Below are 26426 nucleotides of genomic sequence, written 5' to 3'. Positions count from 1 at the left end.
CCGTCTCCCCATTTCCCTTCCCTGTGCGTTGCCTGATCCGTTACCATCCTTGCTCCACAATGATAATCGTGGCATTATCCTGATGCACGAGCTGTTTTTCTTCAATCAAATCAATGATGGTCTGGGCTGCATCAAATGGCGACATGTCTTTCGCCAGTATAGTCTCCAGTTCCATCTCAGTAAGGGAGTTGTATACCCCGTCACTGCATAATACAATCTTGTCCGCCGGTTGCAGTGCAAACGGCTCGTCCGCGATTTCCATTTGTTTAAAATGGTCGTATCCCAAATAGTTGACCAGCCTTTTGCGCTGCGGATTATCCAATGCCTCCTGCTCCGATATTTCTCCAGACATATACTGTTCTTCGAGTTGAGTTTCCAGCGTATGTTTATGATTGATAGCAAGTAGCTCACCTTTGCGAAACACTGCCAAAATGCTGTCCCCTACTGCCCCCCAATACAGTTCCCTGCCCTTGATCATGGCAGATACCAACGTTGTTCCGCCCGGAACGCCAAGCAAGTTACGAAGAATCGCCTGATTTGCCGCATGGGCAGAAGCATCCCAAAACTCCTCTGGATCAGGAAACCGCTCCAACTCTTCAAACTCACGGATAAATGTTTCTACAGCAGTTGTACTAGCTACTTTCCCACCAGATAAGCCGCTAATTCCATCGGCAAGTACCGCAAGTACACCATAAGGCTCCACGGCACAGGCGAAATAATCATCCTGCTCACTGCGAGCACCAATGGTCTGTCCATTCCCGATCTGAACGCCAACCGGCCTATCGTCACGTTGCCTTACCGGAATCCGGCTTCGGACGAATAACAACAACCAGATCGACAAACAGCCTGCTGCCAGAACCCAATAAGGCGTTAGCTCCTTGTCGTTCCACAAGATCATGAAGGTATTCACTGTTGCTCCCATTCAAAATGCACACCACATAATGGGATGAAAATGAATTTGCTGCATCCCAATTGAATGACGTCGTAGGCAGCCAGTTCCACCGGAGAATAGACCGCTTCGTTGTTATGGTAGGCAAGGCCGGAAGCATCGCCGGGCAGCAGATAGAAATTCCGTTTTTTGGGATCATATACAATCACCGCATGATTGCGCCTTGAAATCGTGTTATCCCCAAGGATTCGAACATGCATCTCTTCCGAACGTCCAATAAAGTTCTTTTCAGCCATAATCCGATAATCCTGGCCCATCTGTGGACCTTCGATACACACCATCCATCCCGTTACCGGTTCAATTCCTGTCGTTTCTCCCAGGTATGGCATCGTTCTGTCATCCTCTGCTGTGCGAGGCGCGCGTGGGACTGCTCCCCCTGCTTCACTATTGCCGGAGGCCGGTGACTCGACGGCCAGATTGCAATATGGACACGTGTTTCCGTGCCGTCTCGTACTGAACATATGTCCGTTTCCACATCTTGTCAGACTCATTTCTTTTCATTCCCCCGTAAGCTTGTATAATGGTACGCCAACGTTATTTCACCAAAATTCGGGTATTGGCAATATAAATTAAGTCCCCTGCCTCAATCAGGCTGGGTTCTTCGATTTCCAATTTGGATGATCTGCTTTGATTTCCCTTACGAACACCTACGCCGCTGGCCGAGTCAATATCCTCGATAAACCATTGGCCCGAGGCTTTGTTCAGCACAGCATGTTGCGGACTGATGAGGGAGGCATATGGAGTATCGGACAGATCAATGTCCGCCTCACTGTTCTTCGAACTTTTTCCGATCAATACACTTGTCTCACCCTGAATGTACCATTCCTTCACACTTGTACCGTCGTCGTCCAACAGTACGAGTTTCACAACACGTGAAGACAGCTTCTTCTTTCCCCCCTTGGTGGCAGGTATGTATTTAAAAAATAGGTATGCTCCCCCGGAAAGAACTACAATAATTCCAGTTATCCACTGGGCACTGATGTCCCGGTTAATGATGAATATGTAATACAGCACGGCTAACGAAATCATGGCGACGCATGCGTCAAGCCCTATCGTCATTACCGACCTTCCTCGTCTCACTTCCATAACCTCCGCCTGAACCGGCACGATCCATTACAAGCCACCGGCTTACTTTTTTCGAACTCCGAAATATCGGTCAAACATGGCGGACATATCCATTCCTTTATTGGGATCGGCTTTGCCACTGTTTGAGCTTTCCTTGCCTTTGGGGCTATAGCCAAAAAATTGTTCAAACTGTTCCTGCATTCGTGATGGATCAGACCATACCTTCTCGGTATTCATAGGTCCATTTTTGCCCTGCCCACTCTTTTCTCGTGCAGTATTGGATGTTGCTCCTTTTGCCCCTTCTGGATTCCCTGCAGATCGAGGTTGTTGATTGTATGCTGCCCTTAACTCGGGATCTCCGAGTGTACTATAGGCCTCATGTACTTGCTTGAAACGTGACTCTGCCTGCGGATCTCCCCCGTTAACATCCGGGTGAAATTTCTTCGCCAATTGACGATAAGCCTTCTTGATCTGCTTCGGAGAAGCTTCACGTTCTACACCAAGCACGGCATAATAATCTTTCATGGTATTCGTTCCTGCCTCCCTGCCGTATTCAGGCGTAAATAAAGATTAAGGGGCACCAGGGCCCCTTAACATGACAGCGTTATTCTGGGCCAGTCATAACTGACCCGGAACATTAGTTGCCCCCATTTATACCGGGAAGCCGCCTTCGATTTTAGTGAATTCAGTTTTGTCTTTTTTCTGTTTGATGAACAGGCTGAATTCACCCACGCCTTCGGTATCTCCGAAACGCTCTGTGTAATCCACAACGAACGCATTAGGCATGTAAATTTTGCGTACCACTTGATCCGCTGCAACCACTTCCAGGGTTACTTTACGATAGCAATCTGCTTTTTCAGCTGGAACGAGGGACCACAGAGCAAGTTTCATCGTGTCATCTGCATTGTCACCGTCTGTTGCTGTAATAATTTTGCCACTGATGCGAAGTGTTGCACCTACATCTGTGGATCTAGCATTGGAATCATCTGGCGTATCCGTGTCATACACTACTGTGCGGATATTATCCATTCCCAATTCGATTGTTTCTGCGCCTTCTACTTTCAATACAAAACCCATTAATAAAAACCTCCTTAAGATTAGAAAACAATGTGCCCGGCATGCTCTCCATCTGGGGAGAGGTACCGGAATATATGTATAAGGTCAGCCAGTAAAGGCTGCCTCTAACACCAAAATAAGTGTCTAAAATCCGTTGTTTGAAGAATTATATTCAAAATCCAAAACTTGTAACTACTCCAGCCTCTTACACTTTCATCGCGCTGGTGCCTTTGGTAATCATGACCTCCAGGTTCTTCACGTTGCCGTTGAATACCAGATCAATGTGGCACATATTGCTCTTCTCATCGATGATAAAGCTCATGTCGTCGCCTTCCTGAATGATCGAATTGATCGACCCTCGGGTTCCCAGCCACCGGCTCTTCTGACTGCTCGGATTGTTGCTGAAGAATTTGACGATATTTTCATGCTTGAAATCACCCGTCTGGAAACGGAGCAAGCGCTCAATGTAAGTACTTACGAGTGTTTTATACAAGGAATCAAAGCCATCTTCGGACATCGCCATGCTTCTCGCTTTGTATACCGTGATCCGCTTGATATCGCTATCCTGGATTTGGGCATTTTCCGATGAGAAAATAAATCCAAAGTTTTTCCGGTTAATCGAATCCTTGATAGTGTTCGTGAATCCGGAGATTTCTTTGGTCATCGTAGTCACTACACGCAGACTGTTATCGCCTGCTTCAATATCAAAACGCACACCTGGATAATCCCGGTTCACGGTTTTGAATGCGCCTCGGAGATACTCAGGGCACTGATATGCAGCCACAATTCCGGCAGATACATAAGACGCACCGACATACACACCTTCAATCCACAGCTTCAGAATGTCTTCTTTCTCCTTGGAAAGCTCCACACCATTCTCCGTCTGGAGCATACGACTGTCGATAACAACACCGGACTTCTCTTTCGGAATAATGGTGAAATTCGGAGCACTTGGAATGGCGAATTCGCTGTAGTCCTTGCGAGTTAATACCGCGCATTTATCAATATATTTATCGATGCCTGCGGTAGCCATACTGCTGAATGTAGTCTCTTCTCCAGATTCAAAGCTGAAGAATACTTGTACTTTGTAGTCTTTAACGACTTGCAGAAGCATGGACAAGGATTCCATACTGTTTCCGTCTTGTTTAACCACTTTCTCGTTACCACGGAAACGGGCACGACTGACTTGAACTTGTCCCGTATTCTCCAGTTCAACGGAAGGAACAATACCGAACCAAATGGTGTCGGTAAAATCATTCTTCGCATTGACTGTGTTGAGATAGGTCTCCAAGCGCGGAATGTTACTGCTCTTAACAAGCATATCCAGCTTAGCATTGGCAATCAGCATGGAAGGCAGCATGCCTTTGTTTTTGGTCGCATATTGATCAAAGAACATTTTGACACCCAAAATTTTCTCTACCAGCGGTTTTACGGTTTTCACAAAGTCATCCTTGGCGTTCTTGTAAAATTCCAGGTATGTATTGTAATTCTGTACTTCAACTGCCGTATCAACATCCGTCTGAACCGCAGGAAGTGGGCAGAATGTACGAACGACCAGATCCTGTACATACGGTGAAGGTGCCTCGGAGAGTGAATCATAATCTTCGGCAAACACCTGAGTCAAATCTGTGCTTGTCGACTCATCCAGGAGCATCAACTCGTTGTTATCACTCTTTGGAGCTTCGATAATTTTCAATTCTCCGCTCTCACCAATCGTGAGTTGTCCTACCTGAATCGCTTCGGAAGAAGTTTCTTCTTGAGCACGGCCCAGCAACAAGCGGGTTTTGATATCTTCGATAGCCAGTGGCAGCATCGCCATGACATTGTTATAGTTCCGGCTGGCATCTTCAAACATGACATTAAGTTTATCCCCGATATCCAACTTCTTCGGGTCCCCATCATCCAGCTTCTCATGCTGGCCGTACATGTAATGAATTTCTTTCCGTACCTGCCGAATGTCATCCATAACCTTTTTCGGTGAGATCATATCCAGCAAATTCTCAAACTTAAAATCTACATTCGTAATCCCCTGGCTGCGTTTGGTATCGATCAGGGTAAACAACATTCTCAGGAAGTCATTGCTATGATCAATTTTGATCTCAGAGATTGCTTCATCCGGAATCCCTTCCGGTTTTTTAAGCGTATACATGACTTTCTGGTTTACCGCATTGAAAAAGGAATACACACTGGGAGAAAACTTGTCCAAAAACTCATCGAAGTTTCGTACAAGCAAGTGTTCGTTGATCTCCTTGATCTTGTCATCATTCAGACTGTCGATCCCTTTTACGTCACCGACAATCGTAATCAAATCCATTTTCTCAGGATTAATCTCTTCAAAAAGCATCGTTCGGTTCGTTTGATTAATAATATCCATTCAGGCAACATCCCCCTAATGATGGTTCATTCAGGCGAATGCTTCCCCCCCTCCATCAATTTTTGACACTCCGCACGCACTATCAGTCTATGGTCATGATCTAAGAGAATCATCTTCTCAGGCCATCACAAGTCCAATAGAACGAGCTGTCAACATACGACTGGAACTTATGTACCAGATTATGCCGTTTGCTTTGGAGATTTATGGAATTCATCTTAATCATCAGCGATATGTTTTGTCAATATTCCTCTATATAGGTCTAAAAGCTCATTTATATGACTTCGATATACCTATAGAACTATTTTCCGAATTTCGCTTCACTTCCCTTCTAATCATGCCGATGATAAAGAATATCCTATAATTTGGATTATGTTCAATGATTTAAGACTAGTGGAGTTTTCACCCTAATCAAGAGGGAATCACCTTAACGTATGCGGTGTTGCAATATTCTTCGCTTATCAAAACTACGCATAACGGGGTTTTATCGAGTAAAAACAAAAGTTTTTTAACAAAAACCAGTTTGACCTCTAAAAAAAATTGTAGTGCCCAAAACAGAAAGGAGATTCGAAGCATCGTATGATATTAATAAAATTCAAAAAAATAATTTTCTCTCTCTTGTTCATCAGCTTTTTAATTCCAGCGTGGGACATGAGAAGCATATATGCTGAATCATCCGTCAAGACCCAGACGTATGAAGGACTCGATGCCATGTTTGTCCTGGATGTTAGCTACTCCATGAATGAGACCGACAAAGATCGCATTGCCGAAGAAGTTATACATATGTTTATGGATATGAGTAGTGGACCTAAGACCCGATTGGGGTTTGTAGCTTATAATGACAAGGTCACTTCATCCGTACCACTGATGGAGATTTCATCCTCTGGAGCTCGCAATAACCTTCGTAGCCGTGTGGATGGCTTAAAACGTTCAGGATATACAGATCTAGGACTTGGCTTACGCCGAGGTGCTAGCCTGCTTGAACAATCACAGACGGACAAACGCAAACCATTTATGATTTTGCTCTCTGACGGAGAAACGGATTTACGAGGATCGACGAGCAGAACACCTGCCGACTCATCCAAGGATGTGGACAAGGTTATTGAGATGGCACAACAAGCTGGTTATCCCATCTATACTGTGGGACTAAACCGCGACGGTACGGTTAACCCGGCAGAATTGGAGCGCATCGCCAAAGAAACGGGTGGTTCTTCCTTTATTACCGGAAGTGCGGATGATCTGCCTGAAATCTTCAATCGTATTTTTGCAGATCAGATTCAATCTGTTCTTGTGTCTGTAGCGGCTGTGACTGCAACTGGAGCAATGCAGGAAGTAACCGTGGATATTCCTAACTCCAGCATGGCGGATGCCAACATTATCATGCTTTCTGATCATGCTGTCTCCGAAGCTCAGCTCTATTATCAATCGAGCAATGTCAGCTTCATTCGATCTGATAAATATGCTCTGATGAAGATCATTCGTCCGGTCAAAGGACAGTTCAAACTGAAATTCAAAGGCCGTAGCGGTGATCTGGTGAAGATTAACCTATTAGGGAACTACAACGTCTCTGCGGTCGCAAATATGGCAACGGAGCAGCCAGTCAAGGGGAAGAGCATCACATTTGAGGCATCACTCTACGATCAGGCTGTGGACCCTAAACCCACTAAGGACTTGGATGTGTACAAGGGACTGGAAGCGGAACTCATTGTAACTCCATCTGATGGAAAAACAGAACGTATCCCTTTGACCAATACAGGTAGCGGATTTATGGGAAAATACACTTTTCCCAAATCAGATTTGTACACATGGGGACTACGGATCGACGGCCCGGACTTTTATCGCGAAATTACTCCGGTTGAAGTAGACATTACGAATCAAGCACCCGTAGCCACCGGCGTATCCATGGTGTTATCCAAAGACGACAGCAATACAGATGTCGACCTGAACAACCACTTTAAGGATCCCAATAATGATCCATTAACGTATGTCCTTGCAGACGGTGGAAGTGAGCGCAAACTTGGAGATGCCGTCATTGAAGGCAACCTGTTGCGATGGTCTTCTCTACACACCGGAAGTTCAACGATCAAGGTGACAGCAACGGATTCTGAGGGAGCAAGTATAACTACAGACATTTCGTTGCAAATTCATTCTTTACGTGAAAAGGTACTGCTATATACAGGATTGGGCCTGCTTCTTGCTGGTGGTATTTTCGCACTGTATTGGTTCGTAATGAAGCCAAAACCTGTATTCCGGGGAAGACTGGAAGGATACTTTCTAGCGACAGCGAACGGCGAGGATATACCGGTGACCAATTGGCCTCTCACTTCATTGGAACGCCGAAAAGTAAGTCTCAGTGAACTGTTTGATCGTATGGACATCAGGGTCAAAGTACCAGAAGCGGGACGAATCTGGCTGGAAGCGGGTAAGAAAGAAACGTTATTGGTACGGCACGATACGAATTGTACGGTTGTCCGAGGCCGAACGCCAGTGAAGCACAGACACACGGAAGCTATGGAGTACAATGAAAAGTTGTATATTACGTTTGAGGATGGTGTTACGGAGATCGAAATTCGTTACAAAGCCATCAAACCAAGTACCAATATCTATGTAGGACAAAAGAGAGATCCACAGTAAACTACGTGTTAACTAAGTGGAAATGAAGCAAGCTGATGTATGTTCTCTCTTAAAATATAAAAGAAAACAAGCCAGTTCGCCCCATATGTAAGGGGAAGAACTGGCTTGTTTATGTTTTACACCTATTTAACAGCTATGCTTTCATTTAATCGTATCTAAACATAGGTCACGCGTGCTTACGCCGTCTCATGTTGCTTTTTCGACTCCACTTCATAGACCTGCGTATGTTCATTCTCGGCTAAAGACCATTCCACTGTACCTGGCTTGCGCACTTTCCACACCCAGGCTTGAATTCGCAGCGAGCTTCTGACCCAGGCCAGGGAAGCACAGCGTTTCTCGGAACGAACCATCAGCCCCCAATGAATAACACGAGCGAGCCACGGATTCACATACTCATTATGTGAGCGAACGGATGGCAATTCATCCTGGAACAACCGCTGTTTCACGTCCATAGGAGGTTGCCCGCAAGTCCAATAATGGAGCAGAGCCGCCAGGCTATAGATGTCCGACATCGGTCCCTGACTGGATTTCTCCGAATAGAACTCCAGTGGAGAGTAACCTGCCGATGTGAATATCACCTGTTTCTCTCCGGATTGCATCGGCCAACGGGCAGCTGAGCCAAAGTCCAGAAGTTTGGGTGTACCATCCTCCATAACCATAATGTTGGAAGGTTTCACATCCCGGTGAAGAATGCCTTGCTTATGTATGTAATCCAATGTATCCACCAGTGGAAGCAGCGTCTCCGTTATAAAGGCAGCATCAAGCGCATGATTGCGTTCATTCAGATACTCGGTCAATGTGATTCCCGTGCAGTATTCCATAACCAGATACCCTGTATCATTCGCTTCAAAATGATCCAAATACGAAACAATATGAGGATGATCCAGTTTTGATAACAGTTCACCTTCGAGCAGAAATGCAGCCAATAACTCCTGATATTGCCCACCGTACCCTCGCGAAGAACAGAACACCCCACGTTTGTCTGCCTTTCGTTCAGCCAGCCTCTGTGGGAAAAATTCCTTAATGGCTACCTTGGCACCTGTGTTACGATCTCGCCCTGCATATACAATAGCCAGCTCACTGCTGGCTATTACCTGTCTTACCTGATATGTATCATTTATAATCACATTGCGTTGCAATGCCATTTTGCAATTGTCTTTTCTCATAACAGACCTCTTTTCAACCTTGTCGATCGGAAGACTTTCCGCGTAAATGCATCATTTGGTTCAACCAGTAAGCAATTCATCGCCAACCATCTATATAAACCAAATGACGCATTTTGAAACACCTCAACGCGAAATATTTAAATATTAATGATATCAAGACTTCCACGATCTACTGCTATTCCCTATCCACACTATTCTATAGAAGAAAAAGATTCTCGTATATACAGTATCGACAAATGGCTGTAATTACTTTATTAAACTGGAGAAAAACATTTCTCATCCTTCAAGTGCAGCTTGATTTAATAATTCTTCTGTAAGAAACGCCCGATCTCCTCGTTCATCTGCACCAATACGTCCTGTGAAGGAAAATGTCCGGTATCATACTTGATGGCTTGCACATTCGCAATAATTTTTTGAGCACGTTCAATACACTTATCCGCTGGGAAAAAGACATCCTTCTCCCCTACCAATAACAGGGTCGGAGACGTATAGTTCACCAGTTCTTCCCGCTCTGTGAGTTTGGGCAGATCCTGATCTATACTGACATATTTGAAAAGTTTGCCGATAATGTTTTTATCCATTTCTTTCATGCAGTTGCACGACATGGTGTCCGTAATTTTTTGCAGGGAAGATGGTGAAGACGTCATACGATACTTGACGAGCGGCAGCGTGATATCCTGAGCTGTTTTGATTTTGGAGTTGACCGCAAGACCCGCAGGAGCAACCAATACGGCACACGAGATACGTTCGGGAATGTAGGTAGCCAGTCTGAGAATGATGCCTCCTCCAAACGATGGACCGATAAACGCACTCTTTTCAATCTCATAGTGGTCAAGCAGATCCGACACCCATAATGCCAAACTATCAAACCGTGTCGAGATACTCGCTTCCTCACTATAACCGGGATGACCAATCGTATCCGGAGCAATAATCCGGTATTCTTTAAATAAAGAAGAGAACCATGACAACGTCATCGGATTCACACAATTCCCGCCCTGGAGAATAAATAACGGCTTGCCATCCAGAGGGCCCGTCAGTAGAACATGTGTCTTTCCAAAACGTGTCTCCACATACTCCCGGGTAAATTCCCCACCCAACTCGTTCAAATAAATCTCATACTCTTCAAGTATGCTGCTCTTGCCTTCTTCACTTCTATAAATGGAACTCATGTCTGCCTCCTGCAATATATACTCAAAATAACTGATTCTAGCAAATGGACTTGCTAACCAATGGACCAAAAAGATAAAGAGGGCCTGCAGATGACAGGCTCCTCCATATGTTTAACTAATCATATTCAGATGATTATAGAGCGGAAACTGGAAATTGTAAATAACGATTCTAATAGACCAGAAATAAAGGAGGCATCCTTTGTATGAATACTTACTTTCGGCCGTAATCGGCCTTGATTTCGCCCCACTGCTTCGTCTGCCATTTCAATACTTTATTGCTGTACGTATTCGTCTGGAGCCACTGTTCCGCACGGTCAATCATCAGCCAGATCTCTTCCGTGGAGTTGTCTCTTGGTAACGTCGTGGCTACTTTTTTCTGCTTCAGCCATTTCATGGCATTGACCGAGTCGGTATATACCGTTTTGGTACTGCCTTCTTTTTTCAGATATGCTAGGGCATGTACAATGGCCAGGAATTCGCCCAGGTTGTTCGTGCCTTTGGAGATCGGTCCAACAGAGAAAATAGTCTCACCGGTGCGGGTGTCTACCCCTTTGTATTCTACAGGTCCGGGGTTACCACGTGTACCCACATCAACAGAGATACTGTCGTAATCCACTTCCTCCGACGTTTCCATGCCTGCGCTTCTTCCACTACCCATTGACTTCTTCTTCGATGCTCCGCCGGCACTTGAGCCCCAGTTCCCTTTCCACCCGGCACGATACGCTTCTTCTGCGGCCGTTTTGGACTCATACGATTTATATTTAGCTCCGGTATACTGATCCGTCTGCGCTTTGCATTCTGCCCATGTGTTATATACGCCTGGCTTCTTCCCTTCCCAGACAACATAGTATTTCTGTTTTGCCACTGTGACCCGCTCCTTTGTTTAACTTCATCAGTACCCTATTGTAAACGATTGGGAGGGGGGAATGAAAGTTAAGTTGTTCGTCCAAGCTAAGGAATACGACACATGATTTGGTATAGAAAGGAATACAACCAATGGACTGGATATGGAAATCCATCTTGCTTGTACTGATTGGCATGATTCTGCTACGGATTGCCGGACGTAAATCCATCTCGCAAATGAGTGTAGCTACGACAGTCATTATTATCTCGATCGGAACAACGATCGTGCAGCCAATTGCGAATCATGAGTTAGTCAAAGCGATCGGGTCAGCGGCGGTATTTATCCTCATGCTTCTGATCGTTGAACAATTACAGTTGAAGTTTAATTGGTTTGAAAAAATGATGAGCGGAAAATCCAAGGTTGTCGTGGAAGATGGGAAGTTGAATTTACCGAATCTGAAACATATGCGCTTTTCCGTGGACCAATTGGAGATGCAGTTGCGGGAAAAAGGAATTACAAGTATTACCGATCTGGAAACGGCCACGATGGAACCAAACGGGCAACTCGGTTATGTGCTCAAACGACACGCGCGCCCAGTAACCATTGGTGATTTGGAAGCACTCCTGAAGCAAGGTACGTGGCCCACGGAATCCAAAAAACTGTTCCAGGAGGTCATCCAGGATGGACACTCTCATCCGCTGGACTCCACACTGGAATAGCTACTGCCTGTCCCTCGTCGCAAAAGAAAAGGAAGAGTTTTCGCACTGCGTGCAGCTCCCAGCACGCAGTGCCTGCTGTCTCAAAAGGAATTCGCCCTCGTTCCAATGGTTAACGAACCTACCGTACCTTAAAAGGTAGATCATCAATGGTTGCAAGATTTAACGAACCTCAGTAACGCTATTACGTCATAAAAGGGATTCCAAACCTAAAAAATCCAGTGATTGGACGAAATAGCGTCTCTATGATTCGTTAGATCTCAGATCTGGGCAAAAGAGAGCGAATATCGTGTGTCAGGTTCATTAAACCAAAACAAAATAAACAGCAAAGAGGATGTCCCCCGTCATATTCATGACTTATGGGACATCCTCTTCCTTTTTCAGCTTATGCGTGAATTAATCGCCTCCCTCGTACCACAGCTCCAGTGGCAGACCGACCAGAGACTTGCCAATCCACTCTCTGGCGATGTTGTTGGAGGGCCCCATGGCGATGCCTGCACGTGCGTCACGGAAGAGACGTTCAAACACGCCTTTTTTATAACCATAACCTCCGGTAACATCCAGCGCTGCTTTGGTCGCTTTATTCGCGACTTCGGCAGCATGAATTTTGAATTCAACCAGCGGCAGGAACAGCTCAACTTGCGGTCTCCCCTGTGCCTGAAGTTCGTCCAGCTGCCGCGCAAGAGATAACTGCCAAGGCTTCAGGCTGGAGATCAGCACCTTCACTTCAGCCAACTGTTGGCGGATGATCTGGTAATCGGCTAAACGCTTGTTAAAATCCCGATGAACCATGCCCTTTACATATTCGGATGCAGCCTCAAGCGCCGCCTCGGCAACTCCAAGCCAGGTTGAGCCCAGGCCGATCAGATATACGGGCGATACACCACTCTCCAGAATTTCGCGACCCTGCCCCTCGGTTCCGAGCTTATCCTGAGCTGCAATTCGGACACCTTCATATTTAATGGGTCCGCTGTGGTTACCACGAACACCGAGCGCATCCCACACGCCGGAAGTAATGCCTTCCAGTTGACCATCGACAAGGAAGAAGCTCACATCTGTCGGGGTTTGTGCTCCTGGCGTACGAGTCCGGGTCACATAAAAATCAGCCTGTCCCGAGCTTGTCGTGAACGACTTTTCGGCATTCAGAATATAATCCTCACCGTCTCGGGAAGCCTCGCTGAAATTAAACCACCAGTGACCTCCCGAAGCACGCTCACTTGTGGAATACGTACCGATAGCGCCATGACGTACCGGCTTCAGCCAGCGCTCCTTCTGATCCTCATCTCCGTAGAGAGCGATCGTCTGAACGGCTCCAACATGCATGACATACACCAGTGAAGTCGAAGGGCATCCCTTGGCAATTTCTTCTGCGGCAATCGCAAAGGCGACATGATCCAGTCCCCGTCCACCGAAGCGCTCAGGAATCAGCACCCCATTCCATCCAGCCTCAGCAAGGGCGGACAGATTTTCACGTGGGAAACGGCCCTCACGGTCGATCACCTCAGCACGTGGTTTAATAACTTCATCGACAATCCCCCGAATTTCAACTCTCAATTGCTCATAGTCTGGCTGGGTGTGAATGGTGTCTGCTTGAATACTCATAGTGTCATCTCTCCTCTAATTATAATAGGGGTAAATCCCTCAAAAACACGGATACAGATGTGCCAATCCAATTCACTTCATTCCATTCCATCTATTAAAAAACGATGGTCTGCTCAGGTAGCCGCTACCCGGCTTAGCGCCGCCTCCTTCTCTCTAACCAGTGGGATCACCTTCTCACCGAAAGCCTGAATATCCTCATCGTAATGAAGAAAACCAGTTAGAATGAGATTTACTCCAACTTTTTTCAATGCAATGATTCGGTCTGCCACCTGCTCCGGGGTACCAATCAAACCGGTTTTGAACCCGTCATTATATTGCACCAGGTCGTCGAAATTGGAATTCGCCCACATTCCCTCCTGTTCAGGTGAAGCTTTGCCTGCAAATTGAACCTGACTGCGGAAGCCCTCCACGGCCTCGGGGTCAGCATGCAGAATAATCTGGCGCAGCACTTCCAATGCTTCTTCTTCCGTATCCCTCACGATGACAAAAGCATTGACTCCGAATTGCAGCTTGCGGTTGTAGGACGCAGCCCGCCCGGTCACATCCTCAATCTGGGTACGGAAGCCTTCAATGTTATTCCCGTTCATGAAATACCAATCCGAAACTCGTGCAGCCATATCGCGTGCAGCCGCCGAATTCCCTCCCTGGAACACAGGGGGAAGTGTAACTGGTTTGGGTTTGTGCGGCACTTCATGAATACGGTAAAAGTCTCCCTGGTGATTGGCTTCTTCTTGCGTCCACAGCTCCTTGATGACACGGATGAACTCTTCCGAGCGACGATAACGCTCGTTATGGTCCAGCCATGGTTCTCCAAATCCATGAAACTCTCCCTTGAACCAGCCGCTGACAATATTTACGGCAGCTCGCCCCTTGCTGATATGGTCAATCGTCGTGATTGCTTTCGCTACTGGACCGGGATGCCATAATCCAGGCAATATGGCTGCGATCAGTTTCAAGCGATCTGTAACCACAGCCAGTGCGGAGGCAAGAGCAATGGCTTCCAGTTGATTTTCAGCCCCATAGCTGGCCATAAATCTGGTTTGCAATAACGCATAATCAAAGCCCGCATCTTCTGCGATCTTGGCATACCTCGCGTTATCCTCAAATGACCAGCCTGTTTTTTGCGGGATGCTGGAGATCACCAGACCCCCACTTACATTAGGAACCCAATACGCGAATTGCATGGACATGTGGAATCACCTCTTCAATGGAATGATGTATAGGCAAGGGCCAAGGCCCTCTCTACCGGAGTGGAATGCAACAAAAAAGACACCTACAACCTTTAAGTTTGAGGTGCCTTTAGTTCGTCTAATCGGCCAGAATGTATGATGTTTTCAATGGAGATTTCGTAAAAAGCGGACAGCATCATTTGGAAGCCGCAGGCGCTTTTACCACATGATCAGGAATGTTATTATTGGCGATGATCTCGCCAAAAGGGCTGATAAACGAGCGCTCTCCGTTGTCGCCATATTGTGCATAATTGAGTTTCGGAAACAACAGCTCAGCTGTACGGTAGGCCTCTTCCAGATGCGGGTACCCCGACATAATGAAGGTCTCAATTCCCAGTGCCTCGTACTCCCTCATTCTCGCTGCAACCTGGTCAGGATCACCTACAAGCGCTGTACCAGCACCACCTCTGACCAGTCCAATGCCTGCCCACAGGTTTGGGCTGATCTCCAGATTGGAACGATCCCCATTATGCAGTCTGGCCATTCGCTGTTGACCGACGGAATCCATGCGAGCATAGATCTTCTGGGCAGAAGCTATCGTCTCTTCATCCAGATGAGCAATCAGGTCATTCGCGGCCTGCCAGGCCTCCTCTGCGGTTGGACGAACGATTACATGAAGCCGGATGCCGAAGCGCAGACTTCTTCCTTTTCTGGCAGCAAGCTCTCGCATTCGGTTGATCTTGGCCTCCACCTGGTCAGGTGGCTCACCCCACGTCAGGTATACGTCTACATGCTCGGCAGCCACCTCCATGGCTGCTTCAGAGGAGCCTCCAAAATATAGCGGAGGATAAGGCTTCTGAATGGTCGGATACAGAACCGATCCACCGTTGACCTTTAAATATTTGCCCTCAAAATCAACTTCTTCACCCGCCAGCTCCTTGCGCCATATGGTTAGAAATTCATCCGTCAATGCGTAACGCTCATCATGATCCAGGAACAGCCCGTCTCCCTCAAGCTCGATCGGGTCCCCTCCGGCTACGACATTGATCAAAAGTCTTCCTTTGGAGAAGCGATCCAGTGTACTTGCCATTCGTGCCGCCGTGGTCGGAAGCATCAGCCCAGGACGTGCAGCGACCAGAAACTTCAGCTTGTCCGTTACCGACACCAGCGAGGAAGCAACGACCCAGGCGTCTTCACATGACTTTCCAGTAGGCAGCAGCGCCCCGGCAAACCCAAGCTCATCTGCAGCTTGCGCAACCTGTTTGCAATAATGATAGGTCACTGCCCTCGCACCTTCTCGGGTGCCCAGAAATCTTCCGTCCCCATGTGTCGGGATAAACCAAAACAATTCCATTTTTCTCTCTCCTCCTGCTCAATTGGTGGCTACTCTGCCCTTGCTGTTCTCTTGAATCAGCTTCCAGACAGGACCTGTTAACGACAATTTGTCATGTCGACTGTAATGGGACGCGAGACCCCGGATCGGATCACCTGCATAAAATTTTTCATATAACAGATGTCTTGCGCCAAGCGGACTGCCGATGAGATCCCAAGCCAGCTTGAACAGCTCCACTTTTTTCTCTGCACTTACCGCAGCGCCTTCAAAATACAAATGCATAAATTCGGAAATCGGACCGTAGAAGTCCTCAATCCCGGAAGGGGTCTGAACAAAACCACCTGCGCCAACTTGTTGAAGTATCTCAACCGCCCGTGGGTAATATTTGGTTCCCAAACTTCGCGCCGTCTCTACATACGTCAGATCAGGAACGAGTACGCCTGCCGCATCAGGCACGGCTTTGGCCTCCGCTGCAATAATCAGCGCCTTGATTACGTCAATCTGTGTCAGCAGCTCCCCCAGTTTCTCCTGTATATGCAGAAATCCGGTTACGCCAATCGACTCAGCCACCGCAAACGCCACACCAGTGACAAATTCCAGCTTGGCTACAAAACGCACGACATTTTGGTGGAAGGCCAATCCATTGGCTGTACGGTTCCCGCGAAGCTTCAGGACCTTGTCCGAATCGCCGTAGAGAAGCACCCTTTCCCAAGGAATCAGGACATCATCGAAAAAAAGGACGGCATCCATCTCATCGTACCTTGCACTGAGCGGATGATTGCGTTCTCTGCCATCAGCAAACGACTCCCTGCACACAATATGCAGTCCTGGTGAATTGGCGGGTACGATCAGGACATGCGCATGTTTCTGATGTCGGGTCTGAAATTGCAGAAACGAAAAGATCAGAAAGTCATGCGTATACGGTGCACCTGTCGCAATCATTTTGGCTCCCCTAACCACAATGCCTTCCGAAGTTTCCTTCACCACATGCAGGAATCGCTCTGCGATCCGCTGATCATCCAGCCCGCTGGAACGATCAATCTGGGGATCAATAATGGCTGTTGTCAGAAAGAGGTCGCGGTCTCTGGCCTCATGGTAATAGGTGCTGATTTTATCCGCAAATGGCGGGTCCAGGTCGGATAACTCGTGCCGGGCAGCATACCAACCGGTGACCATGGAACGGGCATAGTCGGATAACCGGCTCATCATGCCATTGGTACTGGAAGACCAGGCTGCAAAGGACTGACTGCGTTGGTTCAATTCGGCTGCTGTGTGCGGGATAAGAAATGAGCTGTGTGCATATCGCTCCTGTCCCTCGGGAACATATCCCACTTGCTCCCGTTGAAGAGGATCATCCAGCATATTAAACAACTGCCTGATGGTGGATAGTGTGCCTTTAAAAGCCGCATGTTCGGAAATATTCTTCACCTGCTGACCTTCCAGCCAGACACGTCGTCCATCCTCCAGACTGGATATGAAAGTATCTCCCCTCAAAATGTCACCCCTTTTTTAAATTTTATTTTTCCGATTGATTTGCTATGTTTTATTGTTTATCATAGCTAATATCCATTGGATCGCAACAATCAATGAGTCCAAATTTAACGGTTAACAAACACAAATGCCTGATCTGTCGGGCAACGTCAAAATAAACTACAATCCGGCTTGAATTGAAGGTGCCTGCATCTTAAGCGCACTCCCATGCATGTATGAAATACGGATCCAGACGATGTTGTTTAACCAACAAAAAATCCTAATCTGTTGTTTTGAGGTGATATGGAATGAATGAGACCCGAGGTGTCGACCGAAGAATTTACAGAACCCGTGTCATGATCTCTGAAGCTTTTTTGAAAATGATGAAGAAGCAGAATTACGTGGACATCAGCATCGTGGACATTGCAGAACAAGCGAACATCAACCGTTCAACCTTCTACGCCCATTTCATAGACAAAGAGGATTTACTGGACAAGATGGTCAACGAGAAATTGGAGTTGCTGGAACATGTACTCAGTGAACGTTCTGCTGCTATGGATGTGGCCCTTTCTTTTACCGAGCCTGACCCGATCTTTGCGGTCCTGTTTGAGCACATCTTTGAACATGATGAGTTCTATCGGGTCATGCTACTGATCAATCCTGTTGGCAATTTCAGTACCCGGCTGAACGAGGTGATTAAAACTTATTTTTTTCAACGGATTACCCAACTCGGGATGGATCAAAAGGTTCAGGTACCTCTGGACATTTTACTTGATCATCTCAGCTTCTCCACCAGTGGAATTATTCATAAATGGCTTGAAAACAACAAAGTATACTCTCCCCATCATATGGCGTTGCAGCTTACCCGTCTTGCCCGACTAGGTGCCTACACGGCCATGGGCGCGCAGGCCCAGGATACACGCTCCCCCCACTCCTGACCTGCCTGTTCTGAAGACAGGAGCTAACTTGACCAACCTCCTCTGCGAAAGCTAAATGCAAAAAAACTGCCTTCCAAGCTGAAAATCAGCTCGAAAGACAGTTCACTGGAACACTAGACATATCAACGTGTACTCAGGTATGCAATACCCAGGCCACCCGTAACCGGATTTTCATAGATTTCACAGTCTACATCGAATACTTCACCAATCATTTCACGGGTTAGGATATCAGCGGGTTTGCCATGGACCACAATCTGGCCCTTTTTCACCACATAGAGATAATCGCAATATTCTGCGGCGAGTTCGAGATCATGCAGCGCTGCCAATATGCCAATGCCGAGTCCACGGACAATATTTAGAATCTGAAGTTGGTATTTAATGTCCAGATGGTTGGTCGGCTCGTCGAGGATCAGGAATTGAGGTTGCTGTGCCAGGACACGCGCCAATATGACACGCTGTTTCTCTCCACCAGACAGAGACACGTAATTGCGGTCTGCATGTCCGGTCAGATGTACTTTTTCCAAAGCCTGTTCCACAATTTCGTGGTCCCGTTCATTATCCGTCTCCAGCATTTTTTTGTGCGGGGTACGCCCCATCATGACCATCTCGCGCACCGTAAAATCAAAACTCAATTCATTAAACTGGCCAACAACGCCCATATGTCTGGAAACAAGCTTGGGACTGGATTTCAGAATATCGGTATTATCCAGAAAAACCTTGCCTTGCTGTGGTTTAATCACTTTATAGATGCTCTTCAGCAGCGTTGACTTGCCACAACCATTCGGTCCGATCAGTCCGACAAACTGTTTGCCGTTCACCTGTAATGAAATATCCTTGATGATGTCCGTGTTCAGCACAGAGATGGATACATTTTCTACGTTCAGCTTCATGTTTAATTTCCTCCAAAACCGTAGCCTTTTTTGACTAGCATATACATAAACATCGGCGCACCAATCATGGCCGTAATGATCCCGATCGGCAACTCAACGCTGGATATCAGAGATCGTGCAATAACGTCCGTCCAGATGAGGAAAATGGCTCCAAACAGCACGGATACAGGCATCACTTTACGATGGTCGGAACCCACCAGACCTCTCACAATATGCGGAATAATGAGTCCCACAAAGCCAATCATGCCGCAGCTCGCCACCATAACGCCTGTCACCAGAGCGGTTAACAGCATGTACACCCTGCGGTACACACTCAGATTAATACCCAGTGTAACGGCTGCTTCATCCCCCAATAACATCGTATTGAGAACTCTGGATTGTAAAAGGAAGAATAGAATCGCCACCAGCACAACGATTCCTACGAGTGGAAGCTTGTTCCAACCGGAAGTCGCCAGACTGCCCATGGTCCAGAACGTCACTGTTTTGATGCCTTCAGCATTGTTCGCAAAATAAATAATAAAGTTCGAAAAAGCGCTGCATAACGCGTTAATCACCATTCCGGCAAGCACCAGCTTGACCGACGTCATTTTCCCCCGAATCCCTGCCAAAGTCAGGACCAGTAAGGACGCCCCCATCGCTCCGGCGAATGCCCAGAAAGCCACCCCGGTTTGACCAAACCATCCAATCGCACCGAATCCAATGAGAATGGCAAAAGTTGCTCCAAGTGAAGCGCCTGAGGATATACCCAGTATGTAAGGGTCTGCCAACGGATTCTGCACAGCAGCCTGCATAACAGCACCGCACAAGGCCAAGCCAGCACCAATAAACATCGCCATCAGCACACGCGGGAAACGAATCTGCCAGATGATATCGGTAAAGGGACCTGTCTCAATGGGTGTTGCCCCCCACTGAAAACCCGTTAATTTGGTTAAAAGGATACGATATGACTCCGCCAGCGGAATGCGAACCTGTCCAATGGAAACTGCGATTCCTACAGAAATCATCGTAATCATGATTAAAGCTGCAATCAGTAAAACAAACCCGGATTTACTATGAATCAGAGACTCTCTTTTTCCCATACGCTGTGTCTTAACCTGAACCGTCTGTGCCATCTCTTCCCCCATCAATTCGTGTAAAATGTAGAACCCATTAAATTTAGCTATTTACAAAGCATTTTCTCGGATTATAATTGAGAATGATTATCTTTGTCAATTCAAAATACGTAGAAAAGGGGTTCATCATTTCATGAAATTCACATCCAGAACCATTGGCTTCGCTGCTCTAAGTCTCCTGTTAATGCTGCTTGCAGCCTGTTCGAATACTTCCACTTCTTCCCCTGCTGAAGAAACAATTTCAACAACGAACACGACAGAAACTTCAGCTCCTGCTGAAAATACAAATAAAACGACGTACCCGCTCACCATTGAGAATTTCTCAATCTCGGGTGAAGGCGGCGAATGGAAACCGAAGGTACAAGTATTCGATAAAGCACCTGAACGTGTAGTTGCGAATACCCAATCTGCGGCTGAGATGCTCATCAAATTGGGTCTGACCGATAAAATCGTCGGTGTTGCTGCTCTATACGGTTCCGTTACACCGGATGTGGCTGATGATTTCGCCGAAATTCCGGTATTGTCCAAAGATTATGTAGGTAAAGAGCTGGTTGTAGGTGCAAGCCCGGATCTGGTACTCGGACGGGGTGACCTGTTCGCTGATGCAGACTGGGGTGTGGGTACCGTCGATGGATTAAATGACATGAATATCCGCACGTTCCTGCAAACGACGAATCACAAAGGCACACTTGATAGCCTGTATAGCGATATTGCACAACTTGGGCAGATCTTCGACGTTCAGGAAAATGCCGCAACATTCACCGAAAGTTTGAAGACCCGTGTTGAAGCCATTAAGGCAAGTGTAGCTGATCAGCCTGAGCATACTTTTGCCTACATCGTACCCGCTACAGAAGACACCATTACGGTAAGCAGCATGCAGAACGATACGTATCAGCTTGATGCACTTGGCCTGTTGAAGCTGAAAAATACGTTTGATGGGGTGCAAGGTGAGGTCAGTGTTGAACAATTGATCACAGCGAACCCGGACTACCTGCTCTTGTCCGCGTATGCCGGTTCACCGGATATCGACAAGCTGATTCAAAATCTGTATGCCAATCCTGCCCTGCAAAGTATGAACGCAATCAAGAACAAACAGATCTATGTCACAGATTTCAGCCAGTTCTGGGGTTATGGATATCAGATTCTGGATGGTATTGAGAAAATGGGACAGGAAATGCAAGCTAATCCAATCAAGTAGTGACTGGAGTGAAGGAGCAGGAGAAGAAATTCTCACTGCTCTTTTGCTATACTGCGCATGTAATAACTTGTGAATCAAAGCTTGACATTAGTTTGATAACAAACTATATTACACATATGAAAACAAGAGACGCTATTTCACTCATATCCAAAATTAAAGAGAAGGTCAACCGCTTCATCCTGGCCGAGATGGCTGAGCAAGGAATCCAGGATCTCGCCACGTCCCATGGGGATATTATCTATGCCCTGTACAACAATTACAGGATGACCATGGCTGAAATCGCCAAAAAAATTGGCAAGGATAAATCCACAGTAACTGCACTTGTGGACAAATTGGTGCGGACAGGATACGTTGTCAAAGAGCGTGATGCAACCGATTCACGCGTTGTTCATGTGGCTTTGACTGCTAAAGGCGAAGAATTAAAGCCGGCCTTTGAAGAGATATCCCAGCGCATGCTGGACGTGTTTTATGCGGGCGTTACGGAAGCGGAGAAAAAAGAACTGCTGCGAATTTTAATGAAGATTCATGGCAACTTCTAATTTTTTTTGGAGAAATAGTTTGATATCAAACAAAAAAATCGGAGGTTTTAAGCATGACAGATTACACACGATTATTACCGGAACATCAGGTCAAGAAGATCGGAGAACATGATTTGCACTTGGAGATATTCGAAGGAAACCCGCTTCATGATGCAGAAACAGTGACCAAGAAGCCCCCACTGCTGTTCCTTCACGGTGCCTACACAGGCAGTTGGATGTGGAGCAAATATATCCCCCATTTTGTCCAGCACGGTTGGACCTGTTATGTCATGAACCTGAGAAGCCATTACACGAGTCGGGTCATGGACATGACCAAGATTACGTTTGACAATTATTTGGAAGATATTCGTGAAGTGTTAGCCGGGATCAACGAACCTCCCGTTCTTATTGGCTTCAGCATGGGTGGCATTCTCAGTCAAAAGATTGCAGAAACCGTTACTCTTGCAGGCCTGGTTGTCATTGATGCCAGCATAAGCAAGGAAGTCCATGACGCCGTACCTTATCCTGAAACAGATCGACGGACCATATCGGACATCATCATGCCTGCACCTGCCCGGCAGGAACTTGCAAGCATCGATGAGACGGCAGAAGACATTGCTTTTCAGCGTAAGTATCTGCAAACGGAGTCTGCGAAGGCATTTGCTACCTTTTCAGTCCTGTGTGGAGCCGATGGAATATCCATTAATGGCGACCTGATCCATTGCCCCAGCTTGGTGATCAAGGCTGTTTCCGGTGAAGACGAAGAGCAGCGAGGCCAATTAACTGCCAAACAGCTCGGGGCTGCATATGCCGGACTTTGGGATACGACCCATACGGGTTTACTGGTAGGCCAACGGTACTTGGAACCTGTCGAACTCATTCTGGAATGGTTGAACAGGCAGCATCTTTTGAATTAACGGAGAAACGTACAAAATAAAATAAATATCAAGTTAATGCCTCTTTCTCACCTTTAATTCTGTATGCAAAAGTTTGTTTTTTTCAGATAAGCTTATATGCATAGTTCCGGATAGAATTAAACGATAAGAAAAGAGGTTTTTATTCATGGCCATTCACACATCCCTCCCCAAGCAAAGGGAGCTGCCTTCCATATCTTCAGAACGCCTTCCGTGGGCTGGACTACTTGCTTTAGCCATGGCTGGATTCATATGCATCCTCACTGAAAGCCTGCCTGCGGGACTGCTGCCGCAAATCGCCAAAGACTTGGGAGTCACTGAAGCCCTCACCGGACAGCTGGTGACTCTTTATGCCATTGGATCACTTCTTGCCGCAATTCCCTTGACTGCGGCTACACGTGGATGGAGACGCAGACCTCTGTTGCTGGCATGCATTAGCGGCTTTCTTGTCTTTAACACCGTTACCGCCATATCCTCAGATTATATCCTGACACTTGCTGCTCGTTTCATGGCCGGGGTCTCTGCGGGTGTGTTATGGGGAATGACGGCAGGTTATGCTCGTCGGATGGTCCCGGATTCGTTAAAAGGCAAGGCCATGGCTGTGGCTATGGTCGGCACTCCGGTGGCGTTAGCCTTGGGTGTGCCCATCGGTAGTTTTCTCAGTTCTTATATCGGCTGGCGCCTCATCTTCGGGATTGTATCGCTGCTGACCGCAGCTTTAATCGTATGGGTTCTCTGGAAAATGCCGGATTTTGCCGGAGAGCCAGCCGGGGAACGTCTTCCCCTGCATAAAGTGTTTGTCATTCCGGGCGTTAGGCCCATCCTGTTGGTGGTTCTGGCCTGGATGCTGGCCCATAATATCCTTTACACCTATATTTCTCCTTACCTTGCCCAGACGGTACTTGCTAACAGAGTAGACTTGATTTTGCTCATTTTTGGTATCACTTCCATAGTGGGAATCTGGTTAACCGGGATGCTCATCGACAGATTTTTGAGGAGATTGGTAATCATCAGCCTGGCAGCATTCGCCTTGGCGTCTGTCGTGATGGGAATCGCTATTCATCAACCTGTGATGATTATCCTTGGCATTATGATCTGGGGACTTACGTTTGGCGGGGCTGCCACACTACTGCAAACTGCCATTGCTCAAGCCGGAGGCAAAAGTGCGGATGTCGCCCAATCGATGCTGGTTACAGCATGGAATCTGGCGATTGGTGGAGGAGGCATCATCGGGGGCATCCTTCTTGAAGTATTTGGAGCAGGATACCTTGCTGGATCGCTGTTTATCTTGCTCGTCCCTGCATTGCTCGTAGCTATGCGGGCTTATGGATATGGATTTCCAAAGTAAAATAACAGGCAGTCATTTTGCATGAGTTACACGTAGGACGAAAGAGGAGTTCACTTGATGTGAACTCCTCTTTTGCATTTCATTTTATAGTTTTATAGACTGCGGTTTATTCTGCCTGTGCCAGGAGATTCGGCCCTTCCACCAGATTTTTATGTGCAATCGGAGAAGACATCGTAATCAAGGTCATGTAAGTGCCGTACGGGTCACACTTATTCTCGAACTCTTCGAGTCCCTGGATCGTGTCTGTAAGGATTTTCAGTAAGTAATTATACTCCCCGCTTATCCGATAACATTCCACAACTTCAGGTGCCGCACGACAGAAATCCAGGAAAGGATAACAATCCCGCGTACGAAAAAGAACATAGGCCGTGCTCTGCTTGCCCAATTTGGATGGGGAGATCACCGTACGATATTCCTCGATAACGCCCTTTTCTTCCATTCGTTTGACTCGTTCAGTAACAGCTGGTTGAGATAATCCTACTAATTTGCCTAATTCGGTCATGGATAATCTCGCCTGATTCTCCAAATGAAACAGAATATGCTGATCTATTTCGTCCATGTAATACACCCCTTTGAATACATAAGATATATTCAAGAATAACCTTAAGTATATTCGATAATTCACTATAATACCTTTAGTAAGCCATGTAACACAAGAATAATCATTTATATAATTAACACAGTCACAATAATGAATCAATCACATCAGTTGATGAGAGGAAGATAAGAATGGGAAAAGAACACATAACGACATTGCATTCTTATGTGGATGAAGCCATTGACAGCGCTATAAGTGAAAAAAGAATCGTAGGAACGGTTGTACAGGTTGCATTAAGAGGAGAACTGATATACAGCCGGGCCGCTGGTTTCGCAGACAGGGAGCAAAAACGTACCATGGCAGAAAACGCTCTGTTTCGACTTGCTTCCGTAACCAAACCCATTGTGTCAACTGCAGCTCTGGCATTGGTCTCACAAGGAAAGTTGAGTCTGAATGATCCGGTGACTCACTGGCTACCTGCATTCCAGCCCAAGCTTAGCCATGGTCAGGACGCTGAAATAACAATTCGTCAATTGATGACACACACCGCTGGTTTAACCTACCGGTTCTTCCAAGAAGACCAAGGCACTTATGAACGTGCAGGGGTCTCGGATGGAATGGATTTATCTGGAATTAGTTTGGAGGAGAATCTCCAAAGGCTTGCTTCTGTTCCTCTTTTGTATGCGCCAGGAAACATGTGGAGATATTCCATCGCGACAGATGTACTCGGAGCCGTTATTGAAAAGGTCACCGGAGTGTCATTAAGAGAAGCTGTTCAATTGTTGGTTACTCATCCACTTCGCATGACGGACACTGATTTTGTTGCAGTGGATTCAAATCGTTTGACCGCTGCATACGCTGATGGTTCTGAAGAACCGCGTCTTCTCCATAATGAGTTAGAGCAGGTTCCTTTTATTGAAGGTACTGCCGGTTTCCGGCTTGCCCCCAATCGTGCAAATCAACCTTCGGCTTATCCATCAGGCGGAGCGGGTATGGTTGGGAGTACCGGAGATTTTCTCACTTTACTTGAGACATTACGGCAAGGGGGTCAGCCTATTCTTACAGAAGCTGTTGCCACCGAGATGGCCACGAATCAAATCAGAGAACTCGATATGCCGTATTGGCCAGGAAGAGGGTTCGGCCTTGGTTTTACCCTGCTTAAAGACCCTGTTGCAGCTGGTACACCGGAATCCCCGGGTACGTGGCGGATGGGTGGGACCTACGGCCATTCCTGGTTTGTTGATCCAAAAGAAGAACTTAGTGTTGCAGCATTCACCAACACGGCACTTGAAGGAATGTCGGGCCAGTATACAACCGATATCTGTGATGCCATCTATGCAGGCATTCGTGAAAGCAAAGAGGCTCCAAGAATATAAAAAATATAAATACCCGCCCAATCTGATTGGGCGGGTATATTTATGATCAA

At 46.8% G+C, this 26426-nt stretch carries 24 protein-coding genes; 8 read left to right on the top strand and 16 right to left on the bottom strand.

The genetic code is table 11. The features are described 5' to 3' along the window. Positions 1–40: 40 nt before the first annotated feature. The 6 genes from MKY73_RS07415 to MKY73_RS07390 form a co-directional block, all read right to left on the bottom strand. The gene (locus MKY73_RS07415; protein ID WP_339306603.1) at positions 41–922 is read right to left on the bottom strand and encodes a protein phosphatase 2C domain-containing protein; all 882 of its coding nucleotides are present in this window, start codon (positions 920–922) and stop codon (positions 41–43) included. Next, positions 907–1440 carry an FHA domain-containing protein gene (locus MKY73_RS07410; protein ID WP_339306601.1) on the bottom strand — a complete coding sequence of 178 codons (534 nt, stop codon included), beginning with the start codon at positions 1438–1440 and terminating at the stop codon, positions 907–909. The genes MKY73_RS07415 and MKY73_RS07410 overlap by 16 nt, the downstream gene beginning before the upstream one ends. Before the next feature lie 43 nt (positions 1441–1483). Next, positions 1484–2008 (bottom strand): FHA domain-containing protein, encoded by a 525-nt coding sequence (locus MKY73_RS07405; RefSeq protein WP_339306600.1) that lies wholly within the window; start codon positions 2006–2008, stop codon positions 1484–1486. 69 nt (positions 2009–2077) lie between these two features. Continuing rightward, the gene (locus tag MKY73_RS07400) at positions 2078–2539 is read right to left on the bottom strand and encodes a DnaJ domain-containing protein (protein ID WP_339306599.1); all 462 of its coding nucleotides are present in this window, start codon (positions 2537–2539) and stop codon (positions 2078–2080) included. A 126-nt stretch (positions 2540–2665) separates the two neighbouring features. Continuing rightward, a complete protein-coding gene (locus tag MKY73_RS07395) occupies positions 2666–3091 on the bottom strand; it encodes a hypothetical protein (protein WP_056695746.1) in 426 nt (141 codons plus the stop codon). A gap of 184 nt (positions 3092–3275) precedes the next feature. Next, positions 3276–5444, bottom strand: a complete 2169-nt coding sequence (locus MKY73_RS07390) for a hypothetical protein (protein WP_062835607.1) — start codon at positions 5442–5444, stop codon at positions 3276–3278. 576 nt (positions 5445–6020) lie between these two features. Here MKY73_RS07390 and MKY73_RS07385 point away from each other — a divergent pair. After that, on the top strand, positions 6021–8075 hold the full coding sequence (locus MKY73_RS07385) for a VWA domain-containing protein (RefSeq protein ID WP_339306597.1): 2055 nt from the start codon (positions 6021–6023) through the stop codon (positions 8073–8075). Positions 8076–8251: 176 nt separating this feature from the next. Here the strand turns inward: MKY73_RS07385 and MKY73_RS07380 are convergent, their stop codons facing one another. From MKY73_RS07380 to MKY73_RS07370, 3 genes are all read right to left on the bottom strand, one after another. Next, positions 8252–9241 (bottom strand): serine/threonine-protein kinase, encoded by a 990-nt coding sequence (locus MKY73_RS07380; protein ID WP_339306594.1) that lies wholly within the window; start codon positions 9239–9241, stop codon positions 8252–8254. Between the two features lie 299 nt (positions 9242–9540). Further along, entirely contained in the window at positions 9541–10410 is an 870-nt protein-coding gene (locus tag MKY73_RS07375) for an alpha/beta hydrolase (protein WP_339306592.1), read from the bottom strand. Between the two features lie 211 nt (positions 10411–10621). Continuing rightward, the gene (locus MKY73_RS07370; RefSeq protein WP_339306590.1) at positions 10622–11275 is read right to left on the bottom strand and encodes a ribonuclease H family protein; all 654 of its coding nucleotides are present in this window, start codon (positions 11273–11275) and stop codon (positions 10622–10624) included. Positions 11276–11406: 131 nt separating this feature from the next. On the opposite strand from MKY73_RS07370, the gene MKY73_RS07365 reads away from it, so the two are divergent. Further along, positions 11407–11973, top strand: coding sequence for a DUF421 domain-containing protein (locus tag MKY73_RS07365; protein WP_339306588.1), 567 nt, complete (start codon positions 11407–11409; stop codon positions 11971–11973). Between the two features lie 393 nt (positions 11974–12366). On the opposite strand, the gene MKY73_RS07360 is transcribed toward MKY73_RS07365, so the two are convergent. The 4 genes from MKY73_RS07360 to MKY73_RS07345 form a co-directional block, all read right to left on the bottom strand. Beyond that, positions 12367–13572 carry an acyl-CoA dehydrogenase family protein gene (locus MKY73_RS07360; protein ID WP_339306586.1) on the bottom strand — a complete coding sequence of 402 codons (1206 nt, stop codon included), beginning with the start codon at positions 13570–13572 and terminating at the stop codon, positions 12367–12369. A gap of 113 nt (positions 13573–13685) precedes the next feature. Beyond that, positions 13686–14762 carry a dimethylsulfone monooxygenase SfnG gene (gene sfnG, locus MKY73_RS07355; protein ID WP_339306584.1) on the bottom strand — a complete coding sequence of 359 codons (1077 nt, stop codon included), beginning with the start codon at positions 14760–14762 and terminating at the stop codon, positions 13686–13688. Between the two features lie 175 nt (positions 14763–14937). Further along, positions 14938–16095, bottom strand: a complete 1158-nt coding sequence (gene ssuD / locus MKY73_RS07350) for an FMNH2-dependent alkanesulfonate monooxygenase (RefSeq protein WP_339306582.1) — start codon at positions 16093–16095, stop codon at positions 14938–14940. Positions 16096–16113: 18 nt separating this feature from the next. Further along, positions 16114–17568, bottom strand: coding sequence for a 4-hydroxyphenylacetate 3-hydroxylase N-terminal domain-containing protein (locus MKY73_RS07345; protein WP_339306581.1), 1455 nt, complete (start codon positions 17566–17568; stop codon positions 16114–16116). Between the two features lie 284 nt (positions 17569–17852). Here MKY73_RS07345 and MKY73_RS07340 point away from each other — a divergent pair, with 284 nt between their 5' ends. Continuing rightward, positions 17853–18482 (top strand): TetR/AcrR family transcriptional regulator, encoded by a 630-nt coding sequence (locus MKY73_RS07340; RefSeq protein WP_339306579.1) that lies wholly within the window; start codon positions 17853–17855, stop codon positions 18480–18482. A gap of 122 nt (positions 18483–18604) precedes the next feature. On the opposite strand, the gene MKY73_RS07335 is transcribed toward MKY73_RS07340, so the two are convergent. Both MKY73_RS07335 and MKY73_RS07330 read right to left on the bottom strand, forming a co-directional pair. After that, positions 18605–19372: an ABC transporter ATP-binding protein gene (locus tag MKY73_RS07335; protein ID WP_339306577.1), complete on the bottom strand. Its 768-nt coding sequence runs from the start codon at positions 19370–19372 to the stop codon at positions 18605–18607. A 2-nt stretch (positions 19373–19374) separates the two neighbouring features. Then, the gene (locus tag MKY73_RS07330) at positions 19375–20484 is read right to left on the bottom strand and encodes an iron ABC transporter permease (RefSeq protein WP_339306576.1); all 1110 of its coding nucleotides are present in this window, start codon (positions 20482–20484) and stop codon (positions 19375–19377) included. 133 nt (positions 20485–20617) lie between these two features. Here MKY73_RS07330 and MKY73_RS07325 point away from each other — a divergent pair, with 133 nt between their 5' ends. The 4 genes from MKY73_RS07325 (at position 20618) to MKY73_RS07310 (ending at position 24462) form a co-directional block, all read left to right on the top strand. After that, a complete protein-coding gene (locus MKY73_RS07325) occupies positions 20618–21682 on the top strand; it encodes an ABC transporter substrate-binding protein (RefSeq protein ID WP_339306574.1) in 1065 nt (354 codons plus the stop codon). Between the two features lie 92 nt (positions 21683–21774). Next, positions 21775–22221, top strand: coding sequence for a MarR family transcriptional regulator (locus MKY73_RS07320; protein WP_339306572.1), 447 nt, complete (start codon positions 21775–21777; stop codon positions 22219–22221). Positions 22222–22274: 53 nt separating this feature from the next. Beyond that, the gene (locus tag MKY73_RS07315) at positions 22275–23117 is read left to right on the top strand and encodes an alpha/beta hydrolase family protein (RefSeq protein WP_339306571.1); all 843 of its coding nucleotides are present in this window, start codon (positions 22275–22277) and stop codon (positions 23115–23117) included. 145 nt (positions 23118–23262) lie between these two features. After that, positions 23263–24462, top strand: coding sequence for an MFS transporter (locus tag MKY73_RS07310; protein WP_339306570.1), 1200 nt, complete (start codon positions 23263–23265; stop codon positions 24460–24462). Positions 24463–24568: 106 nt separating this feature from the next. On the opposite strand, the gene MKY73_RS07305 is transcribed toward MKY73_RS07310, so the two are convergent. Beyond that, positions 24569–25021 carry an Lrp/AsnC family transcriptional regulator gene (locus MKY73_RS07305; RefSeq protein ID WP_339306569.1) on the bottom strand — a complete coding sequence of 151 codons (453 nt, stop codon included), beginning with the start codon at positions 25019–25021 and terminating at the stop codon, positions 24569–24571. A 170-nt stretch (positions 25022–25191) separates the two neighbouring features. On the opposite strand from MKY73_RS07305, the gene MKY73_RS07300 reads away from it, so the two are divergent. Beyond that, positions 25192–26376 carry a serine hydrolase domain-containing protein gene (locus MKY73_RS07300; RefSeq protein WP_339306567.1) on the top strand — a complete coding sequence of 395 codons (1185 nt, stop codon included), beginning with the start codon at positions 25192–25194 and terminating at the stop codon, positions 26374–26376. The last annotated feature ends 50 nt before the right edge of the window (positions 26377–26426 follow it).

It is taken from the genome of Paenibacillus sp. FSL R5-0519 (assembly GCF_037974275.1).
Lineage (GTDB): Bacteria > Bacillota > Bacilli > Paenibacillales > Paenibacillaceae > Paenibacillus.
This window is presented reverse-complemented; position numbering and strand designations above follow the sequence as displayed.